Annotated in this window: 25 protein-coding genes and 3 pseudogenes; 18 read left to right on the top strand and 10 right to left on the bottom strand. The window is 71.6% G+C overall.

Going from position 1 to position 26,042, the window contains the following annotated elements; all coding sequences use genetic code 11:
* Positions 1 to 9 precede the first annotated feature (9 nt).
* Positions 10 to 1,425, bottom strand: coding sequence for a DUF6421 family protein (locus tag ABZS71_RS18580; RefSeq protein WP_356211323.1), 1,416 nt, complete (start codon positions 1,423 to 1,425; stop codon positions 10 to 12).
* A 264-nt stretch (positions 1,426 to 1,689) separates the two neighbouring features.
* Between ABZS71_RS18580 and ABZS71_RS18585 the strand changes: the two genes are divergently transcribed.
* The gene (locus ABZS71_RS18585) at positions 1,690 to 2,373 is read left to right on the top strand and encodes a glycerophosphodiester phosphodiesterase family protein (RefSeq protein WP_356211325.1); all 684 of its coding nucleotides are present in this window, start codon (positions 1,690 to 1,692) and stop codon (positions 2,371 to 2,373) included.
* Between the two features lie 6 nt (positions 2,374 to 2,379).
* Here the strand turns inward: ABZS71_RS18585 and ABZS71_RS18590 are convergent, their stop codons facing one another.
* Positions 2,380 to 2,937 carry a GNAT family N-acetyltransferase gene (locus ABZS71_RS18590; RefSeq protein ID WP_356211327.1) on the bottom strand — a complete coding sequence of 186 codons (558 nt, stop codon included), beginning with the start codon at positions 2,935 to 2,937 and terminating at the stop codon, positions 2,380 to 2,382.
* Between the two features lie 118 nt (positions 2,938 to 3,055).
* Here ABZS71_RS18590 and ABZS71_RS18595 point away from each other — a divergent pair, with 118 nt between their 5' ends.
* Positions 3,056 to 3,442, top strand: a complete 387-nt coding sequence (locus ABZS71_RS18595; RefSeq protein ID WP_355848805.1) for a VOC family protein — start codon at positions 3,056 to 3,058, stop codon at positions 3,440 to 3,442.
* A 333-nt stretch (positions 3,443 to 3,775) separates the two neighbouring features.
* Here ABZS71_RS18595 and ABZS71_RS18600 read toward each other — a convergent pair whose 3' ends face one another.
* Positions 3,776 to 4,195: a PPOX class F420-dependent oxidoreductase gene (locus ABZS71_RS18600; protein WP_356211462.1), complete on the bottom strand. Its 420-nt coding sequence runs from the start codon at positions 4,193 to 4,195 to the stop codon at positions 3,776 to 3,778.
* Between the two features lie 362 nt (positions 4,196 to 4,557).
* Here ABZS71_RS18600 and ABZS71_RS18605 point away from each other — a divergent pair, with 362 nt between their 5' ends.
* The 5 genes and pseudogenes from ABZS71_RS18605 (at position 4,558) to ABZS71_RS18625 (ending at position 8,289) form a co-directional block, all read left to right on the top strand.
* Positions 4,558 to 5,313 carry a DUF5134 domain-containing protein gene (locus ABZS71_RS18605; protein ID WP_356211329.1) on the top strand — a complete coding sequence of 252 codons (756 nt, stop codon included), beginning with the start codon at positions 4,558 to 4,560 and terminating at the stop codon, positions 5,311 to 5,313.
* An 85-nt stretch (positions 5,314 to 5,398) separates the two neighbouring features.
* Positions 5,399 to 6,334 carry a M56 family metallopeptidase gene (locus ABZS71_RS18610; RefSeq protein WP_356211332.1) on the top strand — a complete coding sequence of 312 codons (936 nt, stop codon included), beginning with the start codon at positions 5,399 to 5,401 and terminating at the stop codon, positions 6,332 to 6,334.
* A 59-nt stretch (positions 6,335 to 6,393) separates the two neighbouring features.
* Positions 6,394 to 7,077 carry a phosphatase PAP2 family protein gene (locus ABZS71_RS18615; protein ID WP_356211335.1) on the top strand — a complete coding sequence of 228 codons (684 nt, stop codon included), beginning with the start codon at positions 6,394 to 6,396 and terminating at the stop codon, positions 7,075 to 7,077.
* Positions 7,074 to 7,217 (top strand): annotated as a pseudogene (locus tag ABZS71_RS18620) (pirin family protein); the annotation flags it as partial. The gene ABZS71_RS18615 and the pseudogene ABZS71_RS18620, both read left to right, overlap by 4 nt.
* A 445-nt stretch (positions 7,218 to 7,662) precedes the next feature.
* Positions 7,663 to 8,289, top strand: a complete 627-nt coding sequence (locus ABZS71_RS18625) for a helix-turn-helix domain-containing protein (RefSeq protein ID WP_356211338.1) — start codon at positions 7,663 to 7,665, stop codon at positions 8,287 to 8,289.
* Between the two features lie 19 nt (positions 8,290 to 8,308).
* Here the strand turns inward: ABZS71_RS18625 and ABZS71_RS18630 are convergent, their stop codons facing one another.
* Positions 8,309 to 9,865 carry a hypothetical protein gene (locus ABZS71_RS18630; protein WP_356211341.1) on the bottom strand — a complete coding sequence of 519 codons (1,557 nt, stop codon included), beginning with the start codon at positions 9,863 to 9,865 and terminating at the stop codon, positions 8,309 to 8,311.
* 62 nt (positions 9,866 to 9,927) lie between these two features.
* Between ABZS71_RS18630 and ABZS71_RS18635 the strand changes: the two genes are divergently transcribed.
* The 3 genes from ABZS71_RS18635 to ABZS71_RS18645 all read left to right on the top strand — a co-directional run bounded on the left by ABZS71_RS18635 (position 9,928) and on the right by ABZS71_RS18645 (position 13,692).
* A complete protein-coding gene (locus tag ABZS71_RS18635) occupies positions 9,928 to 10,623 on the top strand; it encodes a DUF305 domain-containing protein (RefSeq protein ID WP_356211344.1) in 696 nt (231 codons plus the stop codon).
* A 139-nt stretch (positions 10,624 to 10,762) separates the two neighbouring features.
* Positions 10,763 to 12,106 (top strand): FAD-dependent oxidoreductase, encoded by a 1,344-nt coding sequence (locus ABZS71_RS18640; protein ID WP_356211347.1) that lies wholly within the window; start codon positions 10,763 to 10,765, stop codon positions 12,104 to 12,106.
* Positions 12,107 to 12,303: 197 nt separating this feature from the next.
* Entirely contained in the window at positions 12,304 to 13,692 is a 1,389-nt protein-coding gene (locus ABZS71_RS18645) for a nucleobase:cation symporter-2 family protein (protein ID WP_356211350.1), read from the top strand.
* Here the strand turns inward: ABZS71_RS18645 and ABZS71_RS18650 are convergent.
* Complete coding sequence (locus ABZS71_RS18650) at positions 13,606 to 14,001, bottom strand: helix-turn-helix transcriptional regulator (RefSeq protein WP_356211353.1); 396 nt, start codon at positions 13,999 to 14,001, stop codon at positions 13,606 to 13,608. The two genes, ABZS71_RS18645 and ABZS71_RS18650, sit on opposite strands and share 87 nt — an antisense overlap.
* Before the next feature lie 144 nt (positions 14,002 to 14,145).
* Entirely contained in the window at positions 14,146 to 15,222 is a 1,077-nt protein-coding gene (locus ABZS71_RS18655; protein ID WP_355848839.1) for an NADH:flavin oxidoreductase/NADH oxidase, read from the bottom strand.
* Between the two features lie 228 nt (positions 15,223 to 15,450).
* Between ABZS71_RS18655 and ABZS71_RS18660 the strand changes: the two genes are divergently transcribed.
* The 5 genes from ABZS71_RS18660 to ABZS71_RS18680 all read left to right on the top strand — a co-directional run bounded on the left by ABZS71_RS18660 (position 15,451) and on the right by ABZS71_RS18680 (position 20,491).
* Positions 15,451 to 16,539 (top strand): exo-alpha-sialidase, encoded by a 1,089-nt coding sequence (locus ABZS71_RS18660; protein ID WP_356211356.1) that lies wholly within the window; start codon positions 15,451 to 15,453, stop codon positions 16,537 to 16,539.
* Positions 16,540 to 16,595: 56 nt separating this feature from the next.
* On the top strand, positions 16,596 to 17,273 hold the full coding sequence (locus ABZS71_RS18665; RefSeq protein ID WP_356211359.1) for a uracil-DNA glycosylase: 678 nt from the start codon (positions 16,596 to 16,598) through the stop codon (positions 17,271 to 17,273).
* Between the two features lie 39 nt (positions 17,274 to 17,312).
* The gene (locus tag ABZS71_RS18670; RefSeq protein ID WP_356211362.1) at positions 17,313 to 18,134 is read left to right on the top strand and encodes a phospholipid scramblase-related protein; all 822 of its coding nucleotides are present in this window, start codon (positions 17,313 to 17,315) and stop codon (positions 18,132 to 18,134) included.
* Positions 18,135 to 18,150: 16 nt separating this feature from the next.
* Complete coding sequence (locus ABZS71_RS18675; protein WP_356211465.1) at positions 18,151 to 19,305, top strand: BadF/BadG/BcrA/BcrD ATPase family protein; 1,155 nt, start codon at positions 18,151 to 18,153, stop codon at positions 19,303 to 19,305.
* A gap of 157 nt (positions 19,306 to 19,462) precedes the next feature.
* A complete protein-coding gene (locus ABZS71_RS18680; RefSeq protein ID WP_356211365.1) occupies positions 19,463 to 20,491 on the top strand; it encodes a hypothetical protein in 1,029 nt (342 codons plus the stop codon).
* 62 nt (positions 20,492 to 20,553) lie between these two features.
* Here the strand turns inward: ABZS71_RS18680 and ABZS71_RS18685 are convergent, their stop codons facing one another.
* The 3 genes and pseudogenes from ABZS71_RS18685 to ABZS71_RS18695 all read right to left on the bottom strand — a co-directional run.
* A complete protein-coding gene (locus tag ABZS71_RS18685) occupies positions 20,554 to 21,594 on the bottom strand; it encodes a lactonase family protein (protein ID WP_356211369.1) in 1,041 nt (346 codons plus the stop codon).
* Positions 21,595 to 21,764: 170 nt separating this feature from the next.
* On the bottom strand, positions 21,765 to 21,923 hold the full coding sequence (locus ABZS71_RS18690) for a hypothetical protein (protein WP_355848623.1): 159 nt from the start codon (positions 21,921 to 21,923) through the stop codon (positions 21,765 to 21,767).
* Positions 21,924 to 22,061: 138 nt separating this feature from the next.
* A pseudogene (locus tag ABZS71_RS18695) lies at positions 22,062 to 22,450 on the bottom strand (hypothetical protein); the annotation flags it as partial.
* Here ABZS71_RS18695 and ABZS71_RS18700 point away from each other — a divergent pair.
* From ABZS71_RS18700 to ABZS71_RS18710, 3 genes and pseudogenes are all read left to right on the top strand, one after another.
* Positions 22,449 to 22,681: pseudogene (locus tag ABZS71_RS18700) on the top strand (Lrp/AsnC ligand binding domain-containing protein); the annotation flags it as partial. The pseudogenes ABZS71_RS18695 and ABZS71_RS18700 overlap by 2 nt on opposite strands.
* Before the next feature lie 25 nt (positions 22,682 to 22,706).
* Positions 22,707 to 23,420 carry an HAD family phosphatase gene (locus tag ABZS71_RS18705; protein ID WP_356211372.1) on the top strand — a complete coding sequence of 238 codons (714 nt, stop codon included), beginning with the start codon at positions 22,707 to 22,709 and terminating at the stop codon, positions 23,418 to 23,420.
* 79 nt (positions 23,421 to 23,499) lie between these two features.
* Positions 23,500 to 24,432: a serine hydrolase gene (locus tag ABZS71_RS18710; protein ID WP_356211375.1), complete on the top strand. Its 933-nt coding sequence runs from the start codon at positions 23,500 to 23,502 to the stop codon at positions 24,430 to 24,432.
* Positions 24,433 to 24,497: 65 nt separating this feature from the next.
* Here ABZS71_RS18710 and ABZS71_RS18715 read toward each other — a convergent pair whose 3' ends face one another.
* On the bottom strand, positions 24,498 to 25,856 hold the full coding sequence (locus ABZS71_RS18715) for a DUF1996 domain-containing protein (RefSeq protein WP_356211378.1): 1,359 nt from the start codon (positions 25,854 to 25,856) through the stop codon (positions 24,498 to 24,500).
* Positions 25,857 to 26,042: the final 186 nt, after the last annotated feature.

A 26,042-nucleotide genomic window follows, 5' to 3' on the forward strand; every position in this document is an offset into this window, starting at 1 on the left:
CCAGGGGGCTCACGCCGCCGCTCGCACGTCGTCGTTTCCGCCGCCGTCGGCGCCGACGGTGATTCCCTTGGTCGAGGCGACCACATCGCGCAGCTTCTTGGCCAGCGCCTCGTAGAACATGCTCAGCGGAAACTCGTCGGGGAGCACGTCGTCGACGAGTTTGCGCGGCGGCTGGGTCAGGTCCAGGGCGTCGGGGCCCTTGGCCCAGACCGAGCCGGGGTGGGGTGCGAGATAGGTCGACACCAGCTCGTACGCCTTGAACCAGTGGACGAGCTTGGGGCGGTCGATGCCGTCGCGGTAGAGCTTCTCGATCTCACCGCACAGCTGGTTGGTGACCTGCGAGGCGCGGGACCAGTCGATGTGCAGGGTGTTGTCCGTCCAGCGTACGACGTCGTGCTGGTGAAGATAGGCGAAGAGCAACTGGCCGCCGAGCCCGTCGTAGTTGCGGACCCGGTCGCCGGTGACGGGGAACCGGAACATCCGGTCGAAGATCACCGCGTACTGGACGTCGCGGGCCTGCGCGATCCCCTCGGCCTCCAGCTTCACGGCCTCCTTGAAGGCGGTGAGATCGCAGCGCAGCTCCTCCAGGCCGTACATCCAGAACGGCTGGCGCTGCTTGATCATGAAGGGGTCGAAGGGCAGATCACCATGGCTGTGGGTGCGGTCGTGGACCATGTCCCACAGGGCGAACGCCTCCTGGCAGCGGTGCTGGTCGGCGAGCATGTCCCGGATGTCGTCGGGGAGTTCGATGCTCAGGGCCCGGACGGCGGCCTCGCTGACCCGGCGGAAGCGGGCCGCCTCACGGTCGCAGAAGATGCCGCCCCAGGTGAACCGCTCGGGGGCCTCGCGGACGGCGATGGTCTCCGGGAAGAGGACCGCGGAGTTGGTGTCGTATCCGGAGGTGAAGTCCTCGAAGGCGATGCCGATGTAGAGCGGGTTGTCGTACCGGGTGCGCTCCAGTTCGGCCAGCCAGTCCGGCCAGACCATGCGCAGTACTACGGCTTCCAGATTGCGGTTCGGGTTGCCGTTCTGCGTGTACATGGGGAAGACCACGAGGTGCTGGAGGCCGTCGGCGCGCGACCGCGCGGGCTGGAAGGCGAGCAGCGAGTCGAGGAAGTCGGGGACGCCGAAGCCGCCGTCGGCCCAGCGGCGCAGATCGGCGACGACCGCCCGGTGGTACTCGGCGTTGTGCGGAAGCAGCGGGGCCAGCTCCCCGACGGCCTCGATCACCCGATCGGCGGTGGCCCGGACCCGGTCACGGGTCGGCGCGCCCTCGGCGTCGAAGTCGATCGAACCGTCCTTGGACTGCCAGGGGCGAATCGTTTCGACAGCGTCCTTCAGGATCGGCCAGGCCGGGTGTTCGATCACACGCTCTGCAGGCAGAACGCCACCGTCCGCTATCGCGGGCGAAAGGATTTCCGTCATGACCACTCCTTCACCGGAGAAACTCGCATTAAGACACCGTAACTACGGACGCTTCCCTTGCTCAAGTGACGGTACGGGAAATTATCCTGCACCACACCCACACGGCCGCTGTTTTTCCTGCCCCATCGGGGTCGAACCATGCCATGGGCGCGCCCCGGCGGTCCTGTCACCCGCGGCCGTTAGGCTGTGCGCCGGTCCGGGCAGCCTGCCTCCACAGACCCGTCGGAGAGCCCCGACAGAGGCCGACAGAAGAGCGAGACAGCGTTGACTTTTCTCACCATCGGACACCGCGGCGTGATGGGCGTCGAGCCGGAGAACACCCTCCGTTCCTTCGTCCGCGCCGAGCATGAGGGTCTGGACGTCATCGAGCTGGACCTGCACCTCAGCAAGGACGGCGCGCTCGTGGTGATGCACGACGCCGAGGTGGACCGCACGACCGACGGCACGGGCCCGATCAGCGACCTCACCCTCGCCGAGCTGCGTGAGCTCGACGCCGGGGAGGGCGAGCGGATCCCGGTCTTCGAGGAGGTCGTGGACGCCGTACGGGCACCGCTCCAGGCCGAGATCAAGGACACGGCGGCCGCGCGGGCGCTGGCGGAGGTGCTGAGCCGCCGCGCCCTGCTGGACCGCGTGGATGTGCTCTCCTTCCACGACGAGGCCCTCGCCGAGATCCGCCGTCTGCTGCCGAGCGCGCGCACCGCGCTCGTCGCCAGCCGCTACGGCCTCGATGTGATCGACCGGGCGCGGGCCGTGGCCGCCGGGATGCTGGTGCTCAACATCCGCCGGCTGACCCTGGAGCTGGTGGAGCGCGCACACGCCGCCGACCTCAAGGTCATCGGGTGGACGGTGAACACCCCCGACCATCTGAAGCTGGCCCGCGGGCTCCGTCTCGACGGCGCCACCACCGACTTCCCGGAGATCCGGCGGGCGGCCCGCTACACGGCGTGACCGTGGTCAGCCCAGGGCCTTGACCAGCATCTCGAACTCGAGACCGGGGCGGCGCGGCACACCGAAACGCTCATCGCCGTACGGGAACGGCGTCATGTTCCCCGTACGGGCATAGCCGCGCCGCCCGTACCAGGCGATCAGCTCCTCACGGGCGGAGATCACCGTCATACGCATCTCGCGGACGCCCCACTCGGTGCGCGCGAACCGCTCCGCCTCGCCGAGGATCACCTTCCCCAGCCCACCGCCCTGCAGCTCGGGCCGCACCGCGAACATCCCGAAGTAGGCATGGTCGCCCCGGCGCTCCAGCTGACAGCACGCGATCAGCTCCCCGCCCTGCTCGACGACCGTCATCCGGCTGCCCTCGTCCCGTACTACGGCGCCCACGCCCTCCGGATCGGTGCGCTGCCCGCCCAGGATGTCCGCCTCCGTCGTCCATCCCGCCCGGCTGGCGTCCCCGCGGTACGCCGACTCGATCAGCGCGACCAGCGCCGCCACATCGGCCTCGGTGGCCGCGCGGAAGGTGAGCGGGGCGGTGGGGCGTACGGTGGCGTCCGCGGTGTGCATGGCGTCGGCGTCCTCTCCAGCGGTCTGTCGCGGCTCACCCGGTCGGCTTACGGCGGCCCGCGATGGATGTAGACCCTAACCCGGCCCCCTACCGGACAAGGTGCGTAGGGTCGCGGACATGGTGCACGTACTGAGCAGCCGCACGCTTCTGCGGCCAACGGACCCCGAGCGCTCCCGGACCTTCTACGGCCAGGCCCTCGGCCTCGCGATCTACCGCGAGTTCGGGACCGGCCCCGAGCGCGGCACGGTCTACTTCCTCGGCGGCGGCTTCCTCGAGCTCTCCGGCCGCTCCGACACCCCGCCCGCCCCGGGCCTCCAGCTGTGGCTCCAGGTACCGGACGCGACGGCGGCGCACAAGGAGCTCATCGCCCAGGGCGTCGAGATCCTGCGCCCGCCGAAGCAGGAGCCGTGGGGCCTGGTGGAGATGTGGATCGCGGACCCCGACGGATGCAAAATCGTTATCGTGGAGGTCCCCAAGGACCACCCCCTCCGCTACCGGCCATGACCTCCGCGGCCAGCAGTAACCGCAGGTCGCCGAGCATCTGCCGAGCTGTCTCACGCGCAACGGATGTCGTTGTCCTACCAGGGTGGTTCGCAACGGATCCGCGGAAACCGTACATTGCATCGAACATCGGGCTGTGTGCGCCGCGCGCACCCTTTCCGACGACAACGCCACGGCCACCGCGCGATTCGACATTGACACCCGCCAACGTTCCCGCTGTGTGGCTCCGGCGCTCCGGCGCCGGCTGCGGCGGCATTGCCGCCGCAGCCGGCCGTGAGGAGCCCGCGAGGGCGACACCGACGCCGTAGTCAGACGCCGTGTAGTGAGGGGAGCGCGTCAGCCGGGCTGAGTGTTCTCCTTGTGGGTGCCCCAGCCGTGCCAGCGGTCGATCTCGATCCAGGCGCTGACCCGGTGGCGGTCCCGCTGCGGGTACGGCTTGCCGAGGTACTGCTGGGACAGCCGGTCGATGTCGGTGAAGTCCTTGTCCTCACGCACCTCGCCGACGTGCCCGATGATGCTGACGTGGTTGTACCAGTTCTGCTCGTCGAGCACGGTGAGCGTGACCCGGGGGTCGTTGCGGATATGTTCGAGCCGCTTGCGGCCCTCATCCATATTGACGAGGATCCGGCCGTCGTCCCAGAGGTACCAGGTGGCCGTGGACACCGGCTGGCCGTCGGCCCGCAGCGTCGCGATGACGGCCGGGTTGGGCTTCTTCAGCATGGCGACCGCGGCCTCGCTGAGCGGTGGATTCGACACGGAATCTCCTCCTCGGTGATCCATTCTCGGTGATCCATTGGGCTGCAGTTCACGGTGCCACATGACGGCGTGCCGTATGCCTCTTGCCCCGTCGGACCGTCCCCGCGCGCCGCCCGCCTCCGGGCCACCGTCGGACCGCTGGTTCTCGCTCAGGGTCCGGGTGACGCCCGCGAGGACGGCCGTGGTGAGCATCCAGCCGGCGGCGATCAGCACATAGGACAGCCACTGGCCCCCCGTACCGCTCGCCGGCTGCTCGGTATCAGGGCACCGATTGCGCTCCCCCACTGCGCCTGTGCGCTCCCGTATGCGGCATCAGGTCGGGGGATATCTCCCGGTATAGGTCCCCTCCCGGGAGGTGTGCCGTGCACGGACCTCCGTTTGTCGGCTGGTTGGTGGTCGCGCTGTGCGCGGCCACGGGAGCGTACTGTCTGCTGCAGATGCGCGGCGAGCCGCCCGGGCCGGGGCGGCGGGTCGCGGGCGCCGAGGCGTTGATGGCATGGGGCATGGCGGTGATGGCGGTGCCGTCCGCCGTGCTGGATCCCCGGCCGTGGGGGCCGCCCGCCTTCGCGGCGGTGTTCGGTGTGGCCGCCGTACGGGCGCTGCTGCCCGCCTGGCGCGGCCAGGGGTGGCCGGGGCACCATCTGCACCACGCCATAGGGGCCTTGGCGATGGTCTATATGGCGCTCGCGATGATGGTGAGCACCGCAGGCGGCCACCACGACGCCGACCATATGGCGATGCGGTCGGGGCGGATGGCGGGCGGGGTGCCCCTGCTGACCGGGGTGCTGCTCGCGTACTTCGCGGTCTATGTGGTGCGGTGCGGGCTGCGGCTGGTGCCGATGACGGACGGCGCGGTGGACGGTGTGATGGGTGGCGCGGTGGGGCCCGATGCGGTGGGACCCGATGCGGTGGGACCCGGTATGGGGCCCAGCGCGGTGGGACCCGGTGCGGTGGGGCCCGGTGCGGTGGGGCCGGGTGCGGTGGGGCCGGGTGCGGTGGGGCCGGGTGCGGTGGGGCCCGGTGCGGTCGGCGGCGGCTGGTCGCGGCGGCCCGAGCTGAGACATGCGTGCAGATTGTCGATGGGCATAGGGATGTTCGCGATGCTGCTGACCCTCTGAACCGGTCCGCGCGCGCAGCGTGGCATGCGTCACTTCGTCCGCGCGACCGTACCCGCCCCAGCACCGCGATCATAGGCTGACCGCCATGATGGTCCCCCTCGCGCTGATGGGCCTCGGCGCGCTGGCGGCGGCAATGGCGCCGCGCCTGATGTCCCGCTCCACCTGGGTCGACCGCGAACCCGTCCTCGCCCTCTGGGTGTGGCAGTGCGTCGTCCTCGCCGTGCTGTTGTGCTGCGCGCTCACCATGGCGCTCACCGCGGCGGCCGCCTCGGAGGCCGTGCGCGGGAATGTCTTCGCCCCCGCGCCCAAGGGCGTGGTGGAGGCGTACGCGCTCTCCGGTTACGGGTCGTGGGCCGCGCCCGTCGCTCTCGTGCTCGCCTGCGGGGCCGTCTGGAGCGCGGTGATGCTCACCCGCGAGGTCGGCCGCGCCCGTGTGTGGCGCAAGCAGCACCGCGCCGAACTCCTCGTCCGCTCCCCCGTGTTGCCCGGCGAGGAGCCAGCCGGGGACCGTCTGGTCGTCCTGGAGGGCGACAGGCCGGACGCCTGGTGGCTGCCGGGTCCCACGCCGCAGCTCGTCATCACCACGGCGGCGCTGCGCCGCCTCAAGGGCCGCCGGCTGGACGCCGTCATCGCCCATGAGCAGGGCCACGCCCGTGCCCGCCACCACTGGCTGCTGCACTGCTCGGGCGCGCTGGCCACCGGCTTCCCGCAGGTGCCGGTCTTCGCGGCCTTCCGCGGCGAGGTGCACCGGCTGGTCGAACTGGCCGCCGATGACTCCGCCTCGCGGCGCTTCGGCCGTACGACGACCGCGCTCGCGCTCGTCGAACTCAATGAGGATCGCGGGGTGTTCGGCCCCTGCCCCAGCGCGCTCACGCAACTCCCCCAGCGCGTGGACCGGCTGCTGGCCCCCGCGTCCCGTCTCCCGACGGCGCGACGGTGGCGGCTGACGGCCGCGGCGGTCCTCGTCCCGGTCGTCCCGCTCCTGGTCACGCTGGTGCCCGCGCTGCGGGTGCTGGGGTAGCGAGGATCTCCCACCGGCCTGCTGGCCTCGGCCCCCGCCCGTCCGCGATCATCGACCGCATGCAGCCGCCGACCCTCCACCCCGCCCGCATCGCTGCCGCGCTCCTCACCCTCTTCCTCGCACTGCTCGCCCTCGTGGCCGCCCACTGGGGACCGCTGGAGAGCGCCGACCGGGACATCGCCGCCGCCCTGCACCGCTCCGCCGTGGCGCACCACAGCTGGACGAGGACCAGCAGAGTGCTGACGGACTGGGTCTGGGACCCCTTGACAATGCGTGCGCTACTGGCCGTGGTGGCCGGGTGGCTGCTCTGGCGCCGGGAGTGGCTGCTCACGGTGTGGATCGTCGGCGCGGCGGCCGTGGGCACCGCCCTGCAGCAAGGGGTGAAGGCGGCGGTCGACCGGCCGCGTCCGCACTGGTCCCACCCGGTGGACTCGGCCCACTACACGGCCTTCCCGTCCGGTCACGCCCTCACCGCGACCGTCGCCTGCGGACTGGTGCTGTGGGTGATGACCCTCCACGGGGTGGGAGCGAAGTGGCTGCGGCTCGCGACCGCCGTGGCCGTCGTATCGGTGCTGGGCGTCGGGTTCACCCGGCTGTACCTCGGCGTTCACTGGCCCAGCGACGTACTGGGCGGCTGGCTGCTGGGCGCGGCCCTGGTGTGCGGGGCGATCGCCGCGTACCCGTACGCGGCGCACCGTAAGGACGAGCGCACGGCACCCCCCGATGGGAGAGTTCGGTCATGAGCGACCTCGACCAGAGGCCCACGGCGACCGTATGCGGCGGTCGCGACGACGTCACCGCGCGGCCGGTTCGCGAACTGCTGGCCGCCAACCAGCTCCCTTTGGGCGAATCCACCATGGTGCGGCGGCTGCTGCCGAACCTGTCGCTCGCCCGTATGCCCGCCTCGTCGAGTCCGACGCCCTGAGGGTGATCTGCGACCTGGGCCCGCGAGGAGCTGGTGTCGGGTGGGAGTGCCTGGGTGAACAGCGCGGTCAAGGACCCCATCGCCGAGAGCGGCTCCCGGATGAGCGGAGGTGCCCTTGCGTACCTGCCCCCTCCTCCAAGGATGCGACCGGCAGAGATGCGATGCGTCTCGGTGCGGGGATGGGCTGCGGTGTGGCCTGCGACGCCTTATCCCTCGCCCCGCGCCACACCAATGTGGCGCCACGGCGTCGGAAGAGCGGGTGCCACGGTGAGAACCCGCCGGTTCGGGCGATCCCCCGCGTCGCCCGAACCGGCGGAGACAGTGGGTCGTCGATCAGATCGACGGACAACCGGAAGTCGCCTGAGTATATTGGCTAGCAGCCAGCCAACGCAGGAGTTACAGCATGTCCCCCCGCAGCGCATCGGTCAATGAGGAGTTGCGCCGCCGATCCCAGACCCGTCTGCTGGAGGCGACGGTCGAGCTGGTCGGCGAGCGTGGCTATGAGGCGACGACGCTCGCCGATATCGCCGACCGGGCCGGGGCCGCCCGGGGGCTGGTTTCGTATTACTTTCCGGGCAAGCGGCAGCTGCTGCAGACGGCGGTGCACCGGCTCATGCATATGGAGCTGGCGCACGGGCTGGAGCGGGAGCCGCGGCCGGAGGGGGAGGGAGCGGGGCAGGAGCTGTTGGCGCGGGCGATCGACACGGTCCTGGGGCTCGCCCGGGACCGGCCGCGGCTGATGCGTACGCATATGGCGGGGATCCTTACGGCCGAAGGGTTCATCCAGTGCCCCGAACAGCAGCGGCTGGCAGGGCTGTTGCGGGACACGGTGGAGCGGTACGGCTCCGAGGACCCGGAGACCGACTACCGGCTGCTGCGCGCGATGCTGATGGGCGCGGTGGTCGCGGTGCTGCTGCCGGGGGCGCCGATGCCGCCCGAGCGGCTGCGGGCGGAGCTGTTCCACCGCTACGGGCTGGACTGGGAGCTCGGTGTCCCGCCGGGCGAGGAGCCGCCCGGCGGGATTCCGTAGAGCGATCAGGGGTGAGCGATCAGCGGTAGTCGGGCTGCGTCTGCACATTGAGCTCGTGCAGCCGGACCGAACGGGCGCTGTCGGTACGCCGGTCGTCGATCCTCAGGACGTCGAAGCCCTTGGCGATGTCGTTCGAGTAGATGTAGCCGTTGTAGTAGTACGCGGACCACGCGCCGCCACCGACCATCGAGTCGGTGGAGATCGGGCCGCGCTCGAAGTAGCCGATCTCCTGCGGGTGGGCGGAGTCGGTGAAGTCCCAGACGGACACGCCGCCCTGGTACCACGCCTGGACCATGATGTCGCGGCCCTTGGCCGGGATCAGCGAGCCGTTGTGGGCGACGCAGTTCTCGGTGTCGGCCTGATAGCGCGGGATCTTGTAGTAGCTCTTGAAGACCAGCTTGCGCTTGTCGCCCTTGCCGACGATGTCGTAGATGCCGTCGGCGCCGCGGTCCGGGCCGACCTGGGCGTTGCAGGTCGCGGCGCCGCCGCCGCCCAGCTCATCGGTGAACACGACCTTGGTGCCGCGCTCGTTGAAGGTCGCCGAGTGCCAGAAGGCGAAGTTGACGTTGTCCTCGACCCGGTCGATGACCCGAGGCTTCGCGGGGTCGGCGATGTCGAGGAGGACGCCGTCCCCCATGCACGCGCCCGCCGCCAGCTTGAGCTTGGGGAAGGTGGTGAGGTCATGGCAGCCGGTGGTCTGGGAGACGCCCGGGTTGGTGGGGGCGCCGGGGTTGCCGCCGTCCGGGAAGAGGACGGGGAAGTCGATGACCGCGGCCTTCTCGGGGGCGTAGCGCGGGACCTTGATCACGGAGATGCCGTCATGCGGGGGCTGGCAGTCCGGGAAGGTCGCGCTGGGCGCGTACGAGGAGACGTAGATGTAGACGTTCCCTCGCTCGGGCACCAGCGTGTGGGTGTGCGAACCGCACGAGGTCTCGACGGCGGCGACGTACGTCGGGTTCCGCTTGTCGCTGATGTCGAAGACCTTCATGCCCTCCCATGAGGACTTCTCGGTCGCGGGCTGGGTGGTGCTGTTGCAGGAGTTGTCGCTGCGCGAGGAGTCGGTGGAGAGGAAGAGCAGGTCCCCGGAGACCGAGACATCGTTCTGCGCGCCGGGGCAGAGCACCTGGCTGACGATCTTCGGGGTCTTCGGCCGGCTGATGTCGTAGATGACAAAGCCGTCGTAGTTGCCCGCGAAGGCGTACTTGCCCTGGAAGGCCAGGTCGGAGTTGGTGCCCTTGAGGTCCTGCTTGGGGATGTTCGTCACGTGGCTGACATTGTCGCTGTGGACGATCTCGTCCACCCCGGGAATGTCGCCGTTCTCGATGGCGGCCTTGGCGTCGGCTGTCTGATCCTTCGTCACGCGCTCGCTGTGCGGGGCGTCACCGGGGTCTGGTGTCGCCGCCGCCGGGCCTGCCGCCAGCAAAGAGGCCACGAGGCCCAAGCCGGCTATGGCCGCACCGAGGTATCTGCGCCGCTGCGGGGATCTGTCCCACGGCTTCACTGCGTCCTCCCTGTGTCCCTTGTCCTCGTTCGGAGTTGAACGTTTGACGGACGTGGGCAGTATGGCGCTATCCATGTACACAACAACAGCGCGGCAACATCATCGTAAAGAGATTTCTGCCGCCCCAGGAGGCATCGGTGTCCAACCGCCGTACCACACGCCACTCCAGACCCCTCACGATCGTGGCGGTCGCCGCCTCCCTGGCATTCGCCCTCGCCGGATGTGACGGGGAGAGCGACGGCCGGGCCGACAGCGGGAAGGGGAAGGACGGGAAGCCCGCGGTGATCGCGCCGGGCAAGCCGGGCGAGGCGGCGAAGCACCTGTCGGCCGACGAGGCGGCGAAGGCGGGGGACGACGACTCCCCCAACTCGGCGGACATCTCCTACGTCCGCATGATGATCGAGCACCATCGGCAGGCCCTGGTGATGACCGATCTCGCCCCCGACCACGCGAAGTCGGGCAAGGTCGAACGGCTCGCGGAGCGCATCGCGTCCGGGCAGAGACCGGAGATCGACGCGATGCGGGGCTGGCTGAAGACGAACGGCGGCTCCACGGCGGGCGGCGGCGCGGGCGGCGGCGCGAAGGGCGGGCACGAGGCCCATGAGGCGATGCCCGGGATGGCCTCCCCGGAGCAGTTGGACGCGCTGCGCGCCGCCAGGGGCGCCGCCTTCGACAAGCTCTTCCTCAAGCTGATGATCGCGCATCACCAGGGCGCGGTCTCCATGGCCACGGATGTGCTCGCCCAGGGCAACAACGTCCGGGTCGAGGAGATGGCGGACGACGTGATCGCGCAGCAGAGCGGCGAGATCCGGCGGATGCGACAGCTGCCGTAGAGCGGGGGTCGCGGGGCGGTCGCGAGCGCGTGGAGCGACGGACGCGTGCCTCGCCCGTGCCGGTCGTCCCGCGCGTATTGCCGGACACGGCGCCCCGCCGGGTGGGATGCTGGAGACATCCTGCGAAAGGAGCTCCTCCGTGCTTCGTGTCGCGGTCGTCGGGTCCGGGCCGAGCGGGGTCTATGCCGCCCAAGCGCTCGTCCAGCAGCAGGCTGTCCCCGAGGTGTCGGTGCATGTGCTGGACCGGCTGCCGTGTCCGTACGGGCTGGTGCGGTACGGCGTCGCACCCGACCACGAGAAGATCAAGTCGCTGCAGAACACCCTGCGCACGGTCCTGGAGCACCCCCAGGTCAGCTTTCTCGGCAATGTGCACGTGGGACCCCCGCCGCTGGTGCCCGAGCGGCTGCTGGGGCTCTATCACGCGGTGGTCTACTGCGTGGGGGCGGCGACCGACCGTCGGCTCGGCGTCCCCGGCGAGGACCTGCCGGGCAGCTTCTCGGCCACCGAGTTCGTCTCCTGGTACAGCGCCCACCCGGACGCGCCCGGCGATGCCTTCGCGCTCGGCGCGCGCTCGGCCGTTGTCATCGGGGTCGGCAATGTGGCGGTGGACGTCGCGCGCATCCTGGCCCGCGGGGCGGAGGAGCTACGGCCCACCGATGTGCCGCACGCGGCCCTCGGGGCGCTCGCCGACAGCCGGGTCTCGGACGTCCATATGGTCGGCAGGCGCGGTCCGTCCCAGGCGAAGTTCACCACCAAGGAGCTGCGCGAGCTCGGCGCGCTGACGGGCGCCGATGTCCTCGTGGACCCCGAGGAGCTGGCGCTGGACCCGGGATTCGCCGATCCGTCCGGGCTGCCGGCGGTCAACCGGCGCAATGTCGAGGTGCTGCGCGACTGGGCGAGCCGGGAGCCCGTTGGCCGGCCGCGCCGGATCCATCTGCGCTTCTTCCTGCGGCCGACGGCGCTGCTGGGCGAGCACGCGGTGCGCGCCGTGCGCTTCGAGCGGACCGCGCCGGACGGGAGCGGCGGGGTCGCGGGCACGGGTGTCTTCCAGGACATCGAGACCGAGTTGGTCCTGCGGTCGGTGGGCTACCGGGGCGTACCGCTGCCCGGACTGCCGTTCGACGCGGAGCGCGGCACGGTGCCCAATGCGGCGGGGCGGGTGCTGCGCGGCGGAGCGCCCTCACCCGGGGAGTACGTGGCGGGGTGGATCAAGCGCGGGCCCACCGGGGTGATCGGCACCAACCGGCCCTGCGCGAAGGAGACCATCGCCTCGCTGCTGTCCGACGCGGACGCCCTCGCCGCCCGCCCGGTGGCGAAGGATCCGCTGCGGGCGCTGCGCGAGGCGGGTCTGGAGCCGGTGGAGTGGACCGGCTGGCTGCGGATCGAGGAGGCGGAAGCGGCGCTCGGGGCGGCGCTGGGACGGACGAAGGTGAAGATCCCGGACTGGACGGAGCTGCTGGCGGCGGCACGCGACCAGGACTGAACGGGGCAGGGCCGGCAGGCTCGCGGTCCTGACAGCCGGGCAACCCACGCCGACGCGGCGAGGACCGGCGCGCATCCGAGGGGACCGGATCGGTCCAAGGGGCTTGACACACGGCGGCAACAGCCCTGCAATCAACAGATTGTTTAAGCCTTCTACGGTCGCGTCACCCCGTGTCCGTCGCCATGCGAGGAGCCGCCATGACGTCCGTACGCCATCCCGTGGACGAAATACCGCCGCCCGGCAGGCTCGCCGCCTTCGGCCTTCAGCATGTGCTCGCCATGTACGCGGGCGCGGTGGCCGTGCCGCTGATCGTCGGCGGGGCGATGAAGCTGCCGCCCGCCGATCTGGCGTATCTGATCAACGCCGATCTGCTGCTGTGCGGGATCGCGACCGTCCTTCAGTGCGTGGGGCTGTGGCGGTTCGGCGTACGGCTGCCGATCATGCAGGGCTGCACCTTCGCGGCGGTCACCCCGATGGTGCTGATCGGCACGGAGGGCGGCGGACTGCCCGCGATCTACGGTTCGGTGATCGTCGCCGGGGTGGCGATGATTCTGCTGGCGCCGGTCTTCGGGCGGCTGCTGCGGTTCTTCCCGCCGCTGGTGACCGGCACGGTGATCCTCGTCATCGGCCTGTCGCTGCTGCCCGTCGCGGGCAACTGGGCGGCGGGCGGGCTGGGCGCGGCGGACTTCGGGGCGCCGAAGAACCTGGGTCTGGCCGCCGGGGTGCTGATCACCGTGCTGGCCGTGCAGCGTTTCGCCCCCGGCTTCCTCGGCCGGGTCGCGGTCCTGGTCGGCATCGTGGCCGGGACGGTGGCGGCCGTACCCTTGGGCTTCACCGACTTCTCGGGGGTGGGCGACGCCGACTGGGCCGGCATCTCCACGCCGTTCCACTTCGGCGCCCCGACGTTCCACGCGGCGGCCGTGGCTTCGATGTTGATCGTCGCCTTGGTCACCATGACCGAGACCACTGGCGACTTCATCGCGGTGGGCGAACTGACGGACCGTAAGGTCGATGGCCGGCGGCTGGCGGACGGCCTGCGCGCGGACGGCGTCGCGACCGTGCTCGGCGGCGTCTTCAACACCTTCCCGTACACCGCCTTCGCCCAGAACGTGGGCCTGGTGGGGATGACCCGGGTGCGCAGCCGGTGGGTGGTGGCGACCGCGGGCGGCATGCTGATGCTGCTCGGTCTCGCGCCGAAGCTGGGCGCGCTGGTCGCGGCGGTCCCGGCGCCGGTGCTGGGCGGGGCCGGTCTGGTGATGTTCGGGACGGTCGCGGCGAGCGGACTGCGGACGCTGGCGGGCGTGGACTTCCGGGACAACCACAACCTCACGGTGGTCGCGGTGTCGGTCGCCGTCGGGCTGCTGCCGGTGGGCGTGCCGGGCGTCTACAAGGAGTTCCCGCACTGGTTCCAGACGGTGATGGACAGCGGGATCAGCGCCGGGTGTGTCACCGCGATCGCGCTCAATCTGCTCTTCAACCACCTTCCGGTCGGCCGGACATCAGCCCCGGTCGCCGCCGAGGCGCCCCTCCTGGAGGGCAGCGGCGCCCAGGACGCTGTCGAGCAGACCGGGGAACAGCGCGCCTAGGTCCTCACGGCGCAGCGCGCTCATCTTGGCGGTGCCCCGGTAGACCTGGTGGATCACGCCGCATTCGCGCAGCACCCGGAAGTGGTGGGTGGTGGTGGACTTGCTGACGGGCAGGTCGAAGACCGAACAGGAGAGCTCCCCCGACTCCTCCGCCAGCGTCCGCACCACCCGCATCCGCATGGGGTCGGACAGCGCGTGCAGCACATCCTCCAGGCGGATCGCCTCGCGCCGCGGATGCTCCAGCGAGCGGCCGGTCGCCTGAGCCGGGGCCTGGCCCTGGGGCGCGGTCGGCGTGGTCTGCGTCTGCACGGCTGCTCCTCGTCGCCTTGTTCCGAGACCCCTATCGTACGAAAATCATCGTAGTTTGACACTCTCCGTACTACGGACGCCATGAGCGCCCGGAAGGAGCGGGGGCCGCGCGGCGCGCGCGACCACACCGCCCCCGCCGGCCGCTCAGATCGCGCGGTGGTACTGGTCCGGCGCGGCCACCTGGCCGCCCAGTTCCCGGGCGGCGTGGCGGGCGAAGTACGGGTTGCGCAGCAGCTCGCGGCCCAGCAGCACGGCATCCGCCTCGCCATTGGAGACGATCTTCTCTGCCTGCTCCGGCTCGGTGATCAGCCCCACCGCGGCGACCGGCAACCCGGTCTCCCGGCGCACCCGCGCGGCGAACGGCACCTGGTAGCCCGGCTGGACCGGGATGCGCACCTTGGCCGCGTTGCCGCCGCTGGAGACGTCGAGAAGGTCCACGCCATGGTCCTTCAGCAGCGCGGCGAGGCGGACGGTGTCGTCCGGCGTCCAGCCGTTCTCCTCCAGCCAGTCGGTGGCGGAAATGCGGAAGAACAGCGGCAGTTCGTCCGGCCAGACCGCGCGGACCGCGTCGACGACCTCCAGTGCGAAGCGCGCGCGGTTCTCGAAGGAGCCGCCGTAGCCGTCGGTGCGGTGGTTGCTGTGCGGCGAGAGGAACTGGCCGATCAGATAGCCGTGGGCGCCGTGGATCTCGGCGACCTCGAAGCCGGCCGCCAGCGCGCGCCGCGCGGCATCCGCGAACTGGCCGACGATCTCTTCGATCTGCTCCTTCGACAGTTCGTCCGGCAGCGGGTGGCCCTCGTCGAAGGGGACCGGGCTCGGCCCCAGCGGCTGCCAGCCCCGCTGCTCCGTGCCGAGCGGCGCGCCGCCCCGCCACGGGGCGTCGGTGGACGCCTTACGGCCCGCATGGGCGATCTGGATGCCCGGTACGGTGCCCTGCCGCTTGAGGAAGCCGACGATCCGACGGAACGCCTCGACCTGCGCGTCGTTCCATATGCCGAGGTCTCCGGGGCTGATCCGGCCCTCGGGCGAGATGGCGGTCGCCTCGACCAGGATCAGGCCCGTGCCACCGGTGGCGCGGGCGGCGTAGTGGGCGAAGTGCCAGTCGTTCGGGACCCCGGCGCGCTCGCCCGGCTCCGCGCTGTACTGGCACATGGGGGCCATCCAGAGGCGGTTGGGAATGGTCAGCGACCGCAGTGTGCAGGGTTCGAAGAGGGCACTCATGAACGTCTCCATTTCACCTCGGGCAGCCCGGCTCGACTGCGCGTAGTACGGTACCCATCGTAGTACGACGATCGTCAAATTACGATGGCCCCTCGTACAACACGGTGGCCAACACAGCGGAGCGTCGATCGCTTCCCCGGGCCGTTGTCAGTGGCAGGGTGCAGACTCTGTGACGACGGACACATCCCGTTCCGCTGTCCTCCGTTCTCGCCCAAGGAGTGAGCCGTCATGGACGATGTCCTGCTCGCCGTCGGCACCCGCAAGGGTCTTTTCCTCGGCCGCCGGAGCGGCGGCGGGGGCTGGGACTTCACCGGCCCGCACTTCCCCATGCAGGCGGTGTACTCCATCGGCATCGACACCCGCCGCGCCCGCCCCAGACTGCTGGTCGGCGCCGACAGCTCGCACTGGGGCCCGTCCGTCTTCCGCTCCGACGACCTCGGGCACAGCTGGCTCGAGCCCGCCCGGCCCGCGGTGAGGTTCCCCGAGGGCACCGACACCTCGCTGGAGCGGGTGTGGCAGCTGCAACCGGCCGGTCCCGCCGAGCCCGAGGTGGTCTATGCGGGCACCCAGCCGGGCGCGCTGTTCCGCTCCGAGGACGGCGGGGAGACCTTCGCGTTCGTACGGAGCCTGTGGGAGCATCCGCAACGGCCGCAGTGGGGCGCGGGGTTCGGCGGCCAGGCGGTGCACACGGTCCTCACCGATCCGCGGGACCCGCGGGCGGTCATGGTGGCCGTGTCGTCCGGCGGGGTGTACCGGTCCGGGGACGGCGGGGCGAGCTGGGCGCCGTCCAACAGCGGGCTCAAGGCGGACTTCCTGCCCGATCCGTATCCGGAGTTCGGGCAGTGCGTCCACAAGGTCGCCCGGGACCCGGCCGCCCCCGAGCGGCTGTATCTGCAGAACCACGGCGGCGTCTACCGCAGCGACGACGGCGGGGCGCACTGGTCGGAGATCGGCAAGGGGCTCCCCGCCGACTTCGGCTTCGCGGTCGCCACCCATCCGCGGCGCGGCGGCGTGGCGTATGTCTTCCCGGTCATCGACGGCTCGGACCGCTATCCGCCGGACTACCGCTGCCGGGTGTTCCGGACCGAGGACGCGGGTTCCTCGTGGGACGAGCAGTCCGCCGGGCTGCCGGACGAGCACCACTACGGGGTGGTGCTGCGGGACGCGCTGCGCACGGACGACGCGGACCCGGCGGGGGTGTACTTCGGCAATCGCAACGGGGAGGTGTACGCGAGCGCGGACGAGGGCGAGAGCTGGCGGCAGATCGCCCGCCACCTCCCCGATGTGCTGTGCGTCCGGGCCGCCGTGATCGGCTGAGCGTGATCGGCTGAGACGGCACGCGGCCACGCGCTGAGCCACTAGAGTGACGCGGTGTGGCAGCACGACCGTTGAAAGACATTGTGGAACCGGGCTGGGCCAAGGCGCTGGAGCCCGTCGAAGAACGCATCGCGGCGATGGGCGACTTCCTGCGGGCCGAGATCGCGGCCGGCCGCACCTATCTGCCCGCCGGACCGCATGTGCTGCGCGCCTTCCAGCAGCCCTTCGACGAGGTCAAGGTGCTGATCGTCGGTCAGGACCCCTATCCGACGCCCGGACACGCCGTGGGGCTCAGCTTCTCCGTGGCCCCGGAGGTCCGGCCGCTGCCCGGCAGCCTGGAGAACATCTACCGGGAGCTGCACACCGACCTCGGGCTGCCGCGCCCGTCCAACGGCGATCTGACGCCCTGGACCCAGCAGGGCGTCCTGCTGCTCAACAAGGCGCTCACCACGGCGCCGCGCCGCCCCGCCGCCCACCGCGGCAAGGGCTGGGAGGAGGTCACCGAACAGGCCATCCGGGCGCTGGCCGGGCGCGGCCGTCCCCTGGTGTCCATCCTGTGGGGCCGCGACGCCCGTGACGTACGGCCGCTGCTGGGCGCCCTTCCGGCGGTCGAGTCCGCGCACCCCTCCCCCATGTCGGCCGACCGGGGGTTCTTCGGTTCGCGTCCGTTCAGCCGCGCCAACGACCTCCTTGTACAGCAGGGAGCGCAACCCGTGGACTGGCGTCTTCCCTGACCGCTTCGTTCCAGGTGGGCGAAGGGTAGTCTGCCCGCCATGACGACACAGCCGAACACCCCTGCGGGCTGGTACGCCGACCCGCAGGGCACGCCGAACCAGCTGCGCTGGTGGGACGGTGCCCAGTGGACCGAGCACACGCACCCCGGCCAGCCGGGGCAGGCCCCACCGCCGCAGGCCGCGCCGTCCAACCCCAATCCGGCCAAGGTCCAGCGCCAGGTGCAGCAGCAGGCGCGTGTGGCCCCGGCGGCGGGCGGTGGCGGCACGCTGTTCAGCGAGCCGGTGCTGGTGGTGAACCAGAAGGCCAAGCTGATCGAGCTGACCAATGAGTACAGCGTCTTCGACCAGCACGGCCGCACCATCGGTTCGGTGGTCCAGGTCGGCCAGAGCACGCTCAAGAAGGTCGCGCGGTTCGTCTCCAGCCTCGACCAGTTCATGACGCACAAGCTCGAGATCCGCGACGCCCACGGACAGCCGCATCTGGTGCTCACCCGCCCGGCGAAGTTCATCAAGTCCAAGGTGCTCGTGACGCGCCCGGACGGCCAGCCGGTCGGCGAGATCATCCAGCGGAACGCCATCGGCAAGATCAACTTCGGAATACACGTCAACGGCCAGCAGATCGGCGCCATCAAGGCGGAGAACTGGCGCGCCTGGAACTTCGCCATCGTCGACCACACGGACACCGAGATCGCCCGGATCACCAAGACCTGGGAGGGCCTCGCGAAGACCATGTTCACGACGGCGGACAACTACGTCCTGCAGATCCACCGCCAGCTGCCCGATCCGCTGCTGAGCCTGGTGGTGGCCACCGCCCTGACCGTGGACACGGCGCTCAAGCAGGACGCGCGCGGATTCGGCTGAGCCGGTGGGCGATGCGATGACCGGCGCGACGCATGTGCTCGGGATCGACTCGGGCGGGTCCGGCGTACGGGTGGCTGTGGCGCGCGCGCAGACGTGTCGCGGCTCCGCGGAGAAGCCGCTGACCTGGTCCTCACCCACCCCCGCGGTCGTCGGCGACCGGGGCATCGACGCGCACGGCCTGCTGGCCCGCGTGGAGCCCGCCGCCCGCGAGCTGCTGCGCGAGGCCGGAGTACGGCGGCTGGGCGCCGTGTGCGTCGGCGCGGCGGGCATGGCCACACTCGGCGACGATCTGCGCGCCACACTGCCGGGCGCGCTCGCGGACGCCTTCGGCGTACGGCGACTCGCCCTGGCGGCCGACGGAGTGACCGCCTACGCCGGGGCCCTCGGACAGCGGCCCGGTGCGGTCGTGGCCGCGGGCACGGGCCTGATCGCACTGGGCGCGGTGCCGGACGGTGCGGACGGCTCCGGCGGCGGTTCCGGCCTCGGCGGCGGTTCCGGCTCCGGCGGCGGTTCCGGCTCCGGCGGCGGTTCCGGCTCCGGCGGCGGGAGCGGCTGGCGGCGCGCCGACGGCTGGGGTCATCTGCTGGGCGACTGCGGCGGCGGCGCGTGGATCGGCCGGGCGGGCCTCGAGGCGGCGATGCGCGCGTACGACGGACGCGAGGGCGGCTCACGGCCGCTGCTGGCCCGTCTGGAGGCAGTCTTCGGCCCGCCCGGTGAGCTGCCGGGGAAGCTGTATCCGCGCCCCGACCGGCCCGCCGTACTGGCCTCCTTCGCGCCCGAGGTCGCCCGGTGCGCCGTCGCGGATCCGGTCGCGAACCCGGTCGCGGATCCCGTCGCCGAGGCGATCCTGCGGGACGCGGCCCGGCATATCGCCGAGGCCGCGGAGGCGGTCTGTCCGCGTCTGGAGCCGAGCGAGGTGGCGCTCACCGGTGGCCTGTTCCGTATGGGCGAGCCCCTGCTCGCGCCCCTACGCGCGGAGTTGGCGGCGCGGCTGCCGGGGATCCCGGTCGCCGAGGCCGCCGGGGATCCGCTGGAGGGCGCGCTGTGCGTCGCCGCGGCGCTCGCGGCGGGCGAGCTGCGGCTGCCGCGGGACCCGGGGCTGCTGAGCGTCGTCGCCCAGGCGCCTCTGCGTGGTGCTTCGGACAGCTGGGGCGCATCCGATAATCGGTGACGCTACTCCGTATTTCGGACAGAGTATCGGTTCTTCGAACAACCCCGACCTCTTTCCGTGCATCAATGAACAGCAGGGCTCGGCAAAATGGGACAGATAACACCCAGTCGCACCCTCCCGAACAGCCGAGCCCATGAAGCGACTAACATGCGGCGCCATGAGCTCCCCCACTGGGCCCGCGTCCGGCCTGCCTGTACGAATGCCGCGTCCCCGCCAGTCCGGACAGCCCGGACAGTCCGGACAGCCCGGACGGCACCGCCGACCGGAGCCCGCGGCCGCACCCCTCGGCGCGCCTCCGCTGGTGCTGGCCGTCCCGGGCACCCCGGACGCCGCCACCCGGAGCCTGGCCGAGGAGGTCGTGAGCATCGCGCGCTCCGAGCTGCCCGGTCTCGACGCCCAGATCGGCTATGTGGACGTGGACGGGGCCGGCGGGGAGTTCCCGCAGCTCGAGGCCGTGCTCGCGCGCGCCGCCCAGGAGCGCTCCGAGCGCCTGCGGAAGGCGACCGAGGCCGCCAAGACCGCCGCGGCGGCCACTGCGGAGGCGGTCGCCGCGGCCGAGGCCGCCGGCGAGGTGGTCGAGGACATCCCGCCCCCACCGACCGTCGCCACCGACGCCCCCGCGGCCGTCGTGGTCCCGCTGCTCGCGGGCCCGGACAGCGCGCTGCTGCGCCGGATACGCCAGGCCATCATGAGCAGCGGCTCCGCCGCCGAACTCACCGATGTCCTCGGCCCGCACCCGCTGCTCGCCGAGGCCCTGCACGTACGTCTGTCGGAGGCGGGTCTGGCCCGCGCCGACCGCGCCCGCCTCTTCACGGTCGCGACCGCCGCGGACGGCATCATCCTGGCCACGGTCGGCGGCGAAGAGGCCGCCCAGGCCGGCGGCATCACGGGCATGCTGCTCTCCGCGCGTCTGGCCGTGCCGGTGATGGCCGCCGCGCTGGACGAGGACGGGGCCGTCGTCCGCGTCGCCGAGCAGCTGCGCTCGGCCGGCTCCGCCCGGCTCGCGCTCGCGCCGTACCTCATCGGCCCCGAGGTCTCCGCCGAGCTGACCGCGGCCGCCGCCCAGGAGGCGGGCTGCGCGGCGGCCGACGCGCTCGGCGCGTACCCGGCCGTGGGCAAGCTGGCGCTGGCGAAGTACGCGGCGGCGCTGGGCATCAGGCTGCAGGCGTCCTCGGCGACGCGCTGACCTGGCTGCTCGCGGGTGGGGCGGCGACCCGGGCCGGATCGCCGCCCCACCCGCGCAGGCGCTCAGCCGAAGATCACGCAGGATGCCGCCGGCGCCTCGATCGAGCCGCCCCGGGTGGGCACCCCGGTCGAGGGGTCGAGGTCGAACCAGGTGACATCGCCCGAGCGCTCATTGGACGCGTAGAGGCGGCGGCCCGAGGGGCCGAGGGTCAGATCGCGCGGCCAGTGGCCGCCGCACGGGGTGGTGGTGACGAGCTCCATGCGATCGCCTGGCGTGTCGAGGGCGAGCGTCGCGATGCTGTCGTGACCGCGGTTGGCGGTCCACACGAAGCGGCCGTCGGCCGAGACCACCACCTCGGAGGGGAAGGTCTCCACGTCCGTGCCGCGCGGCAGGACCGGTGTCTCGCCGAGCGGTTCGAGGGCGCCGGACGCCGCGTCCCAACGGCACACCGTGAGCGTCGGATCCAGCTCGTTGATGACGTACGCACGGTCGCCGCGCGGATGGAACGCGAGATGGCGCGGGCCCGTGCCCGCACGCAGCCGGACCTCGCGGTGCGGACGGGGCCCGGCGGGCTCGTACACCCATACCGCGTCGGCGCCCAGATCGACGGCGAGGACCCAGCTGCCCGACGGATCGGGCGCCACGGCGTGTGCGTGCGGCCCCTCCTGCCGCTCGGAATGCGGCCCGCTGCCCTCGTGCCGTAGTACGGCCGTCGGCTCCCCGAGGCGGCCGTCGTCCAGGACCGGGAGCGCGGTGACGCTGCCGGAGCCGTAGTTGGCGGTGAGCAGCTGCCCGTCGACGAGCGCGAGATGGGTGGGGTCCGCACCGTGTACGGGCACGGGTTCGCCGAGCAGCACGGGCGGGCTGTCCGGGTCGGCGACGCGGAAGGCGGCGGCCGCGCCGTCGTCGGTCTCGCTGACCGCGTAGAGGATGTCGCCGCCGGGCGCGAGCGTGAGATACGAGGGGTTGGCGACCGCATCCGTGGAGTGCCGGACCCGCAGCGCGCCCGTCCGGGCGTCGACGTCCGCGACGGTGATTCCGGCCCCGCCCTCCGAGGTGAACGACCCGATGTACGCCCGTTGTCCCGTGCCTGTCGTACTCACCGCACTGCCCTTCCGCTGAAATACGGTTGCGCGCCGACGGTAACAGGGCGGTCTAGACCAACACGCCGTGGTGACACCCGGCGAAGGGGTCCGATCCGACGTCCGGCGCAGCGCGGACCGTCGCGCCCCGCCCCCGCGACCCGTAGCCGACCCGGCCGCATGACGGCGCGTCAGGCCCGCGCGGCGGACGCCCGCAGCGGGGCGACGAGTCCGCTCAGCGCCGTCTCCAGACCGTGCAGATGCGCGAGCGCGCGTTCCGCGCCCGGGTGGGGGTGGGGCTGGGCCGCGCAGTGGACGGGCTCGGGCTTCGCCGCGGCGCCGGGGGCCACCAGGCGGCCCCACCGCCGCCTCGACCCGCCGGCACGCGGCGGTCAGGCGGGCGTCGTGCGTACCATGACCTGCCGCGCGCGGGCCCGCCGGGCGCGCAGGGGCCTGAGCGGATGCAGCAGCGGGGCGACCGACATCCGCAGCCGGGCCAGCGCCCACTCCAGCTCGGCGACGTGCGGCGCCGGGTCGGCCGCACAGTTGCCGTACGCACTCCAGGGCGCGCCGCACCGGCGCCCCACCGCCGCCTCGACCCGCCGGCACGCGGCGGTCAGGCGGGCGTCGTGCGTACCAAGACCTGCCGCGCGCGGGCCCGCCGGGCGCGCAGGGGCCTGAGCGGATGCAGCAGCGGGGCGACCGACATCCGCAGCCGGGCCAGCGCCCACTCCAGCTCGGCGACGTGCGGCGCCGGGTCGGCCGCGTCGTCGCCCGCGAGCCGCCGCGCCGACCCGGCCGCGCAGTGCCGTACGCACTCCAGGGCGCGCCGCACCCAGGCGTCGGTCGCGGCGTGCGTGGTGACGGGCAGCACCATCGAGGCGTTCTCGACCACGGGCGCGGGGATCTGCTGACCCGGGTCGTCGCCCGGGACAACGAGCATCTGGAGGATGTCGTCCAGCGGCTCATCCGGATGCCGGGCGTCGTCCGTCCCCGTACCGAGGTGGCGCTGCGCGAGCGCGTCCGGCACCGGATGCTGCCCCTGGTGGACGCGGTGGGGCGGGCGGCCCCGGCCGGCCGCGCCCAGGAGCCCCGGCGCCGGCCCTGATCACGGCCTTGGCATGCTGGTGCCCATGAGCTCCAGCCGCACACCGCACCCCCCGTCGCCGCGCCTCCCCGCCGTGATCTTCGATCTGGACGGCACACTCGTGGACAGCGAGCCGAACTACTGCGAGGCGGGGCGGCGGACCCTCGAGCGGTACGGTGTCACGGGCTACACCTGGCAGGAGCACTCCCGGTTCATCGGGATCGGCACCCGCGAGACCCTGGAGACCCTGCGCGACCAGTACGGCATCGACGCGCCCGTGGACGAACTGCTCGCCGTCAAGAACCGGCACTATCTGGAGCTGGTCGCCGCCGCCACCGAGGTCTTCCCCGCGATGCGCGCGTTCGTCGAGCGGCTGCGCTCCGCCGGCCATCCGCTCGCCGTCGCCTCCGGCTCCTCCCGTGCCGCCATCGAGGCCACGCTCACCACCACGGGTCTGGACGCGCTGCTGCCCGTCTACGTCTCCGCGGAGGACGTCGGCCGCGGCAAGCCGGAGCCGGATGTCTTCCTGGCGGCCGCCCGGCTGCTGGGCACCGATCCGGCCGACTGTGTGGTGGTCGAGGACGCCGCGCCCGGGGTGGAGGCGGCGCGGCGGGCCGGGATGCGCTGTATCGCCGTCCCGTACACCATGGACGCCGACCGGGACGGTGCGGTCTACGCCGCCGCCGGGCTGGTCTTCGCGGGCGGTCAGCGCGAGTTCGACGCCCGGCGGGCCTACGACTGGGCGACAGCCGGTAGTTGACACCCCGACACGTCCTCCCCCGTCCCCCAGTGAGACGATGCGCATGCCCGGACATGTCATCACAGGAGACGGAGGGCGTATGAAACACGGTGGGGGAAGAACGATCCGTCGCTGGGGGGCGACCGTCATCGCGTCGACGGCGGCACTGTCGATCGCCGTACCGACGGCCACCGCACAGGCCGCGGCCGGCCCGTCGGGTATCCGCGCCAAGAGCGCGTATCTGCTGGACAGCGGCGCCAACCGGCAGCTGTGGACCAAGGCCGCCGACACCAAGCGGCCGATGGCCAGCATCACGAAGATCATGACCGCGGTCGTGGTGCTCGACACCCGTGGGGTGAACCTCGACAAGAAGGTCACCGTCAAGCAAGCGTACCTGGACTACATACGGACCAGCGGCGGCAGCGCGGCGGATCTGAAAAAGGGCGACAAGCTCACGGTCAAGCAGCTGCTGTACGGGATGCTGCTGCCGTCCGGCTGTGACGCGGCGATGGCGCTCGCCGACACCTTCGGTACCGGGAACACCACCGCCAAGCGCACCACGTCGTTCATCTCCAAGATGAACAAGAAGGCGGACGCGCTGGGGATGACCAAGACCCAGTACGACTCCTTCGACGGCATCACGGATCACCACAGCAACTACACGACGGCCCGTGACCTGGCGAAGCTGGCGCGCCACGCGCTCGGCAACACCACCTTCCGCACGGTCGTCAAGTCCGTCGACACCGAGCAGAAGGCCCCGGCCGCCAACGGGCGGACCAGGACCTACTTCTGGTCGAACACGAACAAGCTGCTGGGCTCGTACAGCGGCGCGATCGGCATCAAGACCGGCACCGGCAGCGCGGCCGGCAAGTGCGTCGTCTTCGCGGCCAAGCGGAACGGCCGTACCGTCGTGGGCGTCATCCTCAACGACGTCAACCGGTACCCGGACGCCAAGAAGATGCTCGACTGGGCGTACCACACCCGCACCCAGGTGACCTGGCGTCAGCTCCCCGAGGGCGCCCGGCAGGACTGATCCCGCCGCACGCAACGGTGCCCCGGCCGGACGAGTCCGGCCGGGGCACCGTTGTTCGTAGGGCGTCAGCCGCACTTACGGCCGGTGTTGATGCAGTTCACCGCCTTCTTCATCAGCGACGAGGACATCACGTTGATGAAGTCACCGTGGTCGGTCACCGGCTTGTGCAGCTGCTCGGGGAAGCTGTCGACGGCGAAGACCGAGCCCGGCGCGATCTTGTAGGTGATCCGCTGGGTCAGCTGGGGAACGGCGCGGAATCCCGTGGGGCACGCGCCCTTGGCGTCCGCGAAGGCCACATGGGTGCGGTGGTTCGCACTGTCGGCGTTCTTGCCGTCCCAGCAGCTCTGGAACTTGAACGTACGGACCACATTGCTGCCCTTCGGGCAGAGCGGGTACTTGTCCTTCAGCTGACGGTTCTCAAAGCCGGTGCAGCTCCAGGAGGCGTTGGCGTTGGCCGTTCCGTTGGTGAACGCCTTGGCGTCGCCGGTGATGATGCGCAGGAACTTCGGCATCGCCACGACCTTGGAGACCGGGCTGCCGCCGAAGGTGATCTGCGCCGAGGCGGGCTGGAGGATGGTTCCGATGTTGCCTTCCGTGCCTCCGCCGGGGAGGTTCACATCGCGCTCGTTCTTTCCGTCGCGCAGTCGCACGACCGGCCAGTAGTGGGTGGAGCGGTCACCGTTGGTGCAGGTGGTCCCGGCGGCGGCGAGACCGTCATTGGTGGAGAAGGCGTCGGTGTCGCGATTGCCGACGTAGTCGTGCATATGGTGGGCGCCGTTGCTCACACCGGGAGCGACGATCACATTGTCGGAGTTGAAGTGCTTGTTCTCGTTGCGGCCGCAGCGCGACGAGAAGGTGCCGCGAGAGGCGTTGGCCTGCTTGCGGGGGTTGGCGACGTTGGGCTGCACCTTACGGATGTCCACGAAGTCCGACTTCTGGGGCCCGGCCTGCGCCTGACCGCCCGCGGCCGGCGTGGCGGTGCCCGCGGCCGGCGTGGCGGCACCCGCGGACGGGGTGGCGGCACCCGGGGTGGAGGTGTTCGCCGGCGCGGCAGCGGGGGCCGCGTCGGTCCGCTTGACGGTGCAGGGCGCCATCGCGTCCAGCCCCTGCGCCTGCTTCGACGCCCCGCCCATTTCCGTGGCGATGCTGTCCAGCGTGGCGCGACGCTTGGACGTCAGCGGTTCCAGTACCCGCGTCCGCACCCAGTTCTGGTCGGCTTGCGCCCCACGTGCGGCAAGCCGCTTATAGGCGTCGGCGACCTGACTGTCCATCTGCGCCAGCTGCTTGTCCACGGCGGGCCGCGCCTGCTGCGGCACGCTCGACAGTTCCGTCGCGACATCGGGGCAGGTGACGGTCATCGCCCCCTGCGCCGACGTCTGCTGTCCGGCGGACTGGCGGGCAGCGGAGGCATCGTTGTCGGTCATCAGGAGAGCCCCGCCACCCACGGCCAGTGCGGTCACTCCGACCACGGCCAACCCGATGACCCTGGACCGCTTGTGTCTCTTCTTGTTACTCACCATTCGCCCCTCAAGTGGCAGTCGACATACGCCGGGAACGTCACGCCCTCGGCCTCCATCGCACCGCGCCCCCCTCACGCGCCGCGGGCGGAG

This window comes from Streptomyces sp. NPDC005393 (assembly GCF_040606675.1).
In the GTDB taxonomy this organism is placed as follows: domain Bacteria; phylum Actinomycetota; class Actinomycetes; order Streptomycetales; family Streptomycetaceae; genus Streptomyces.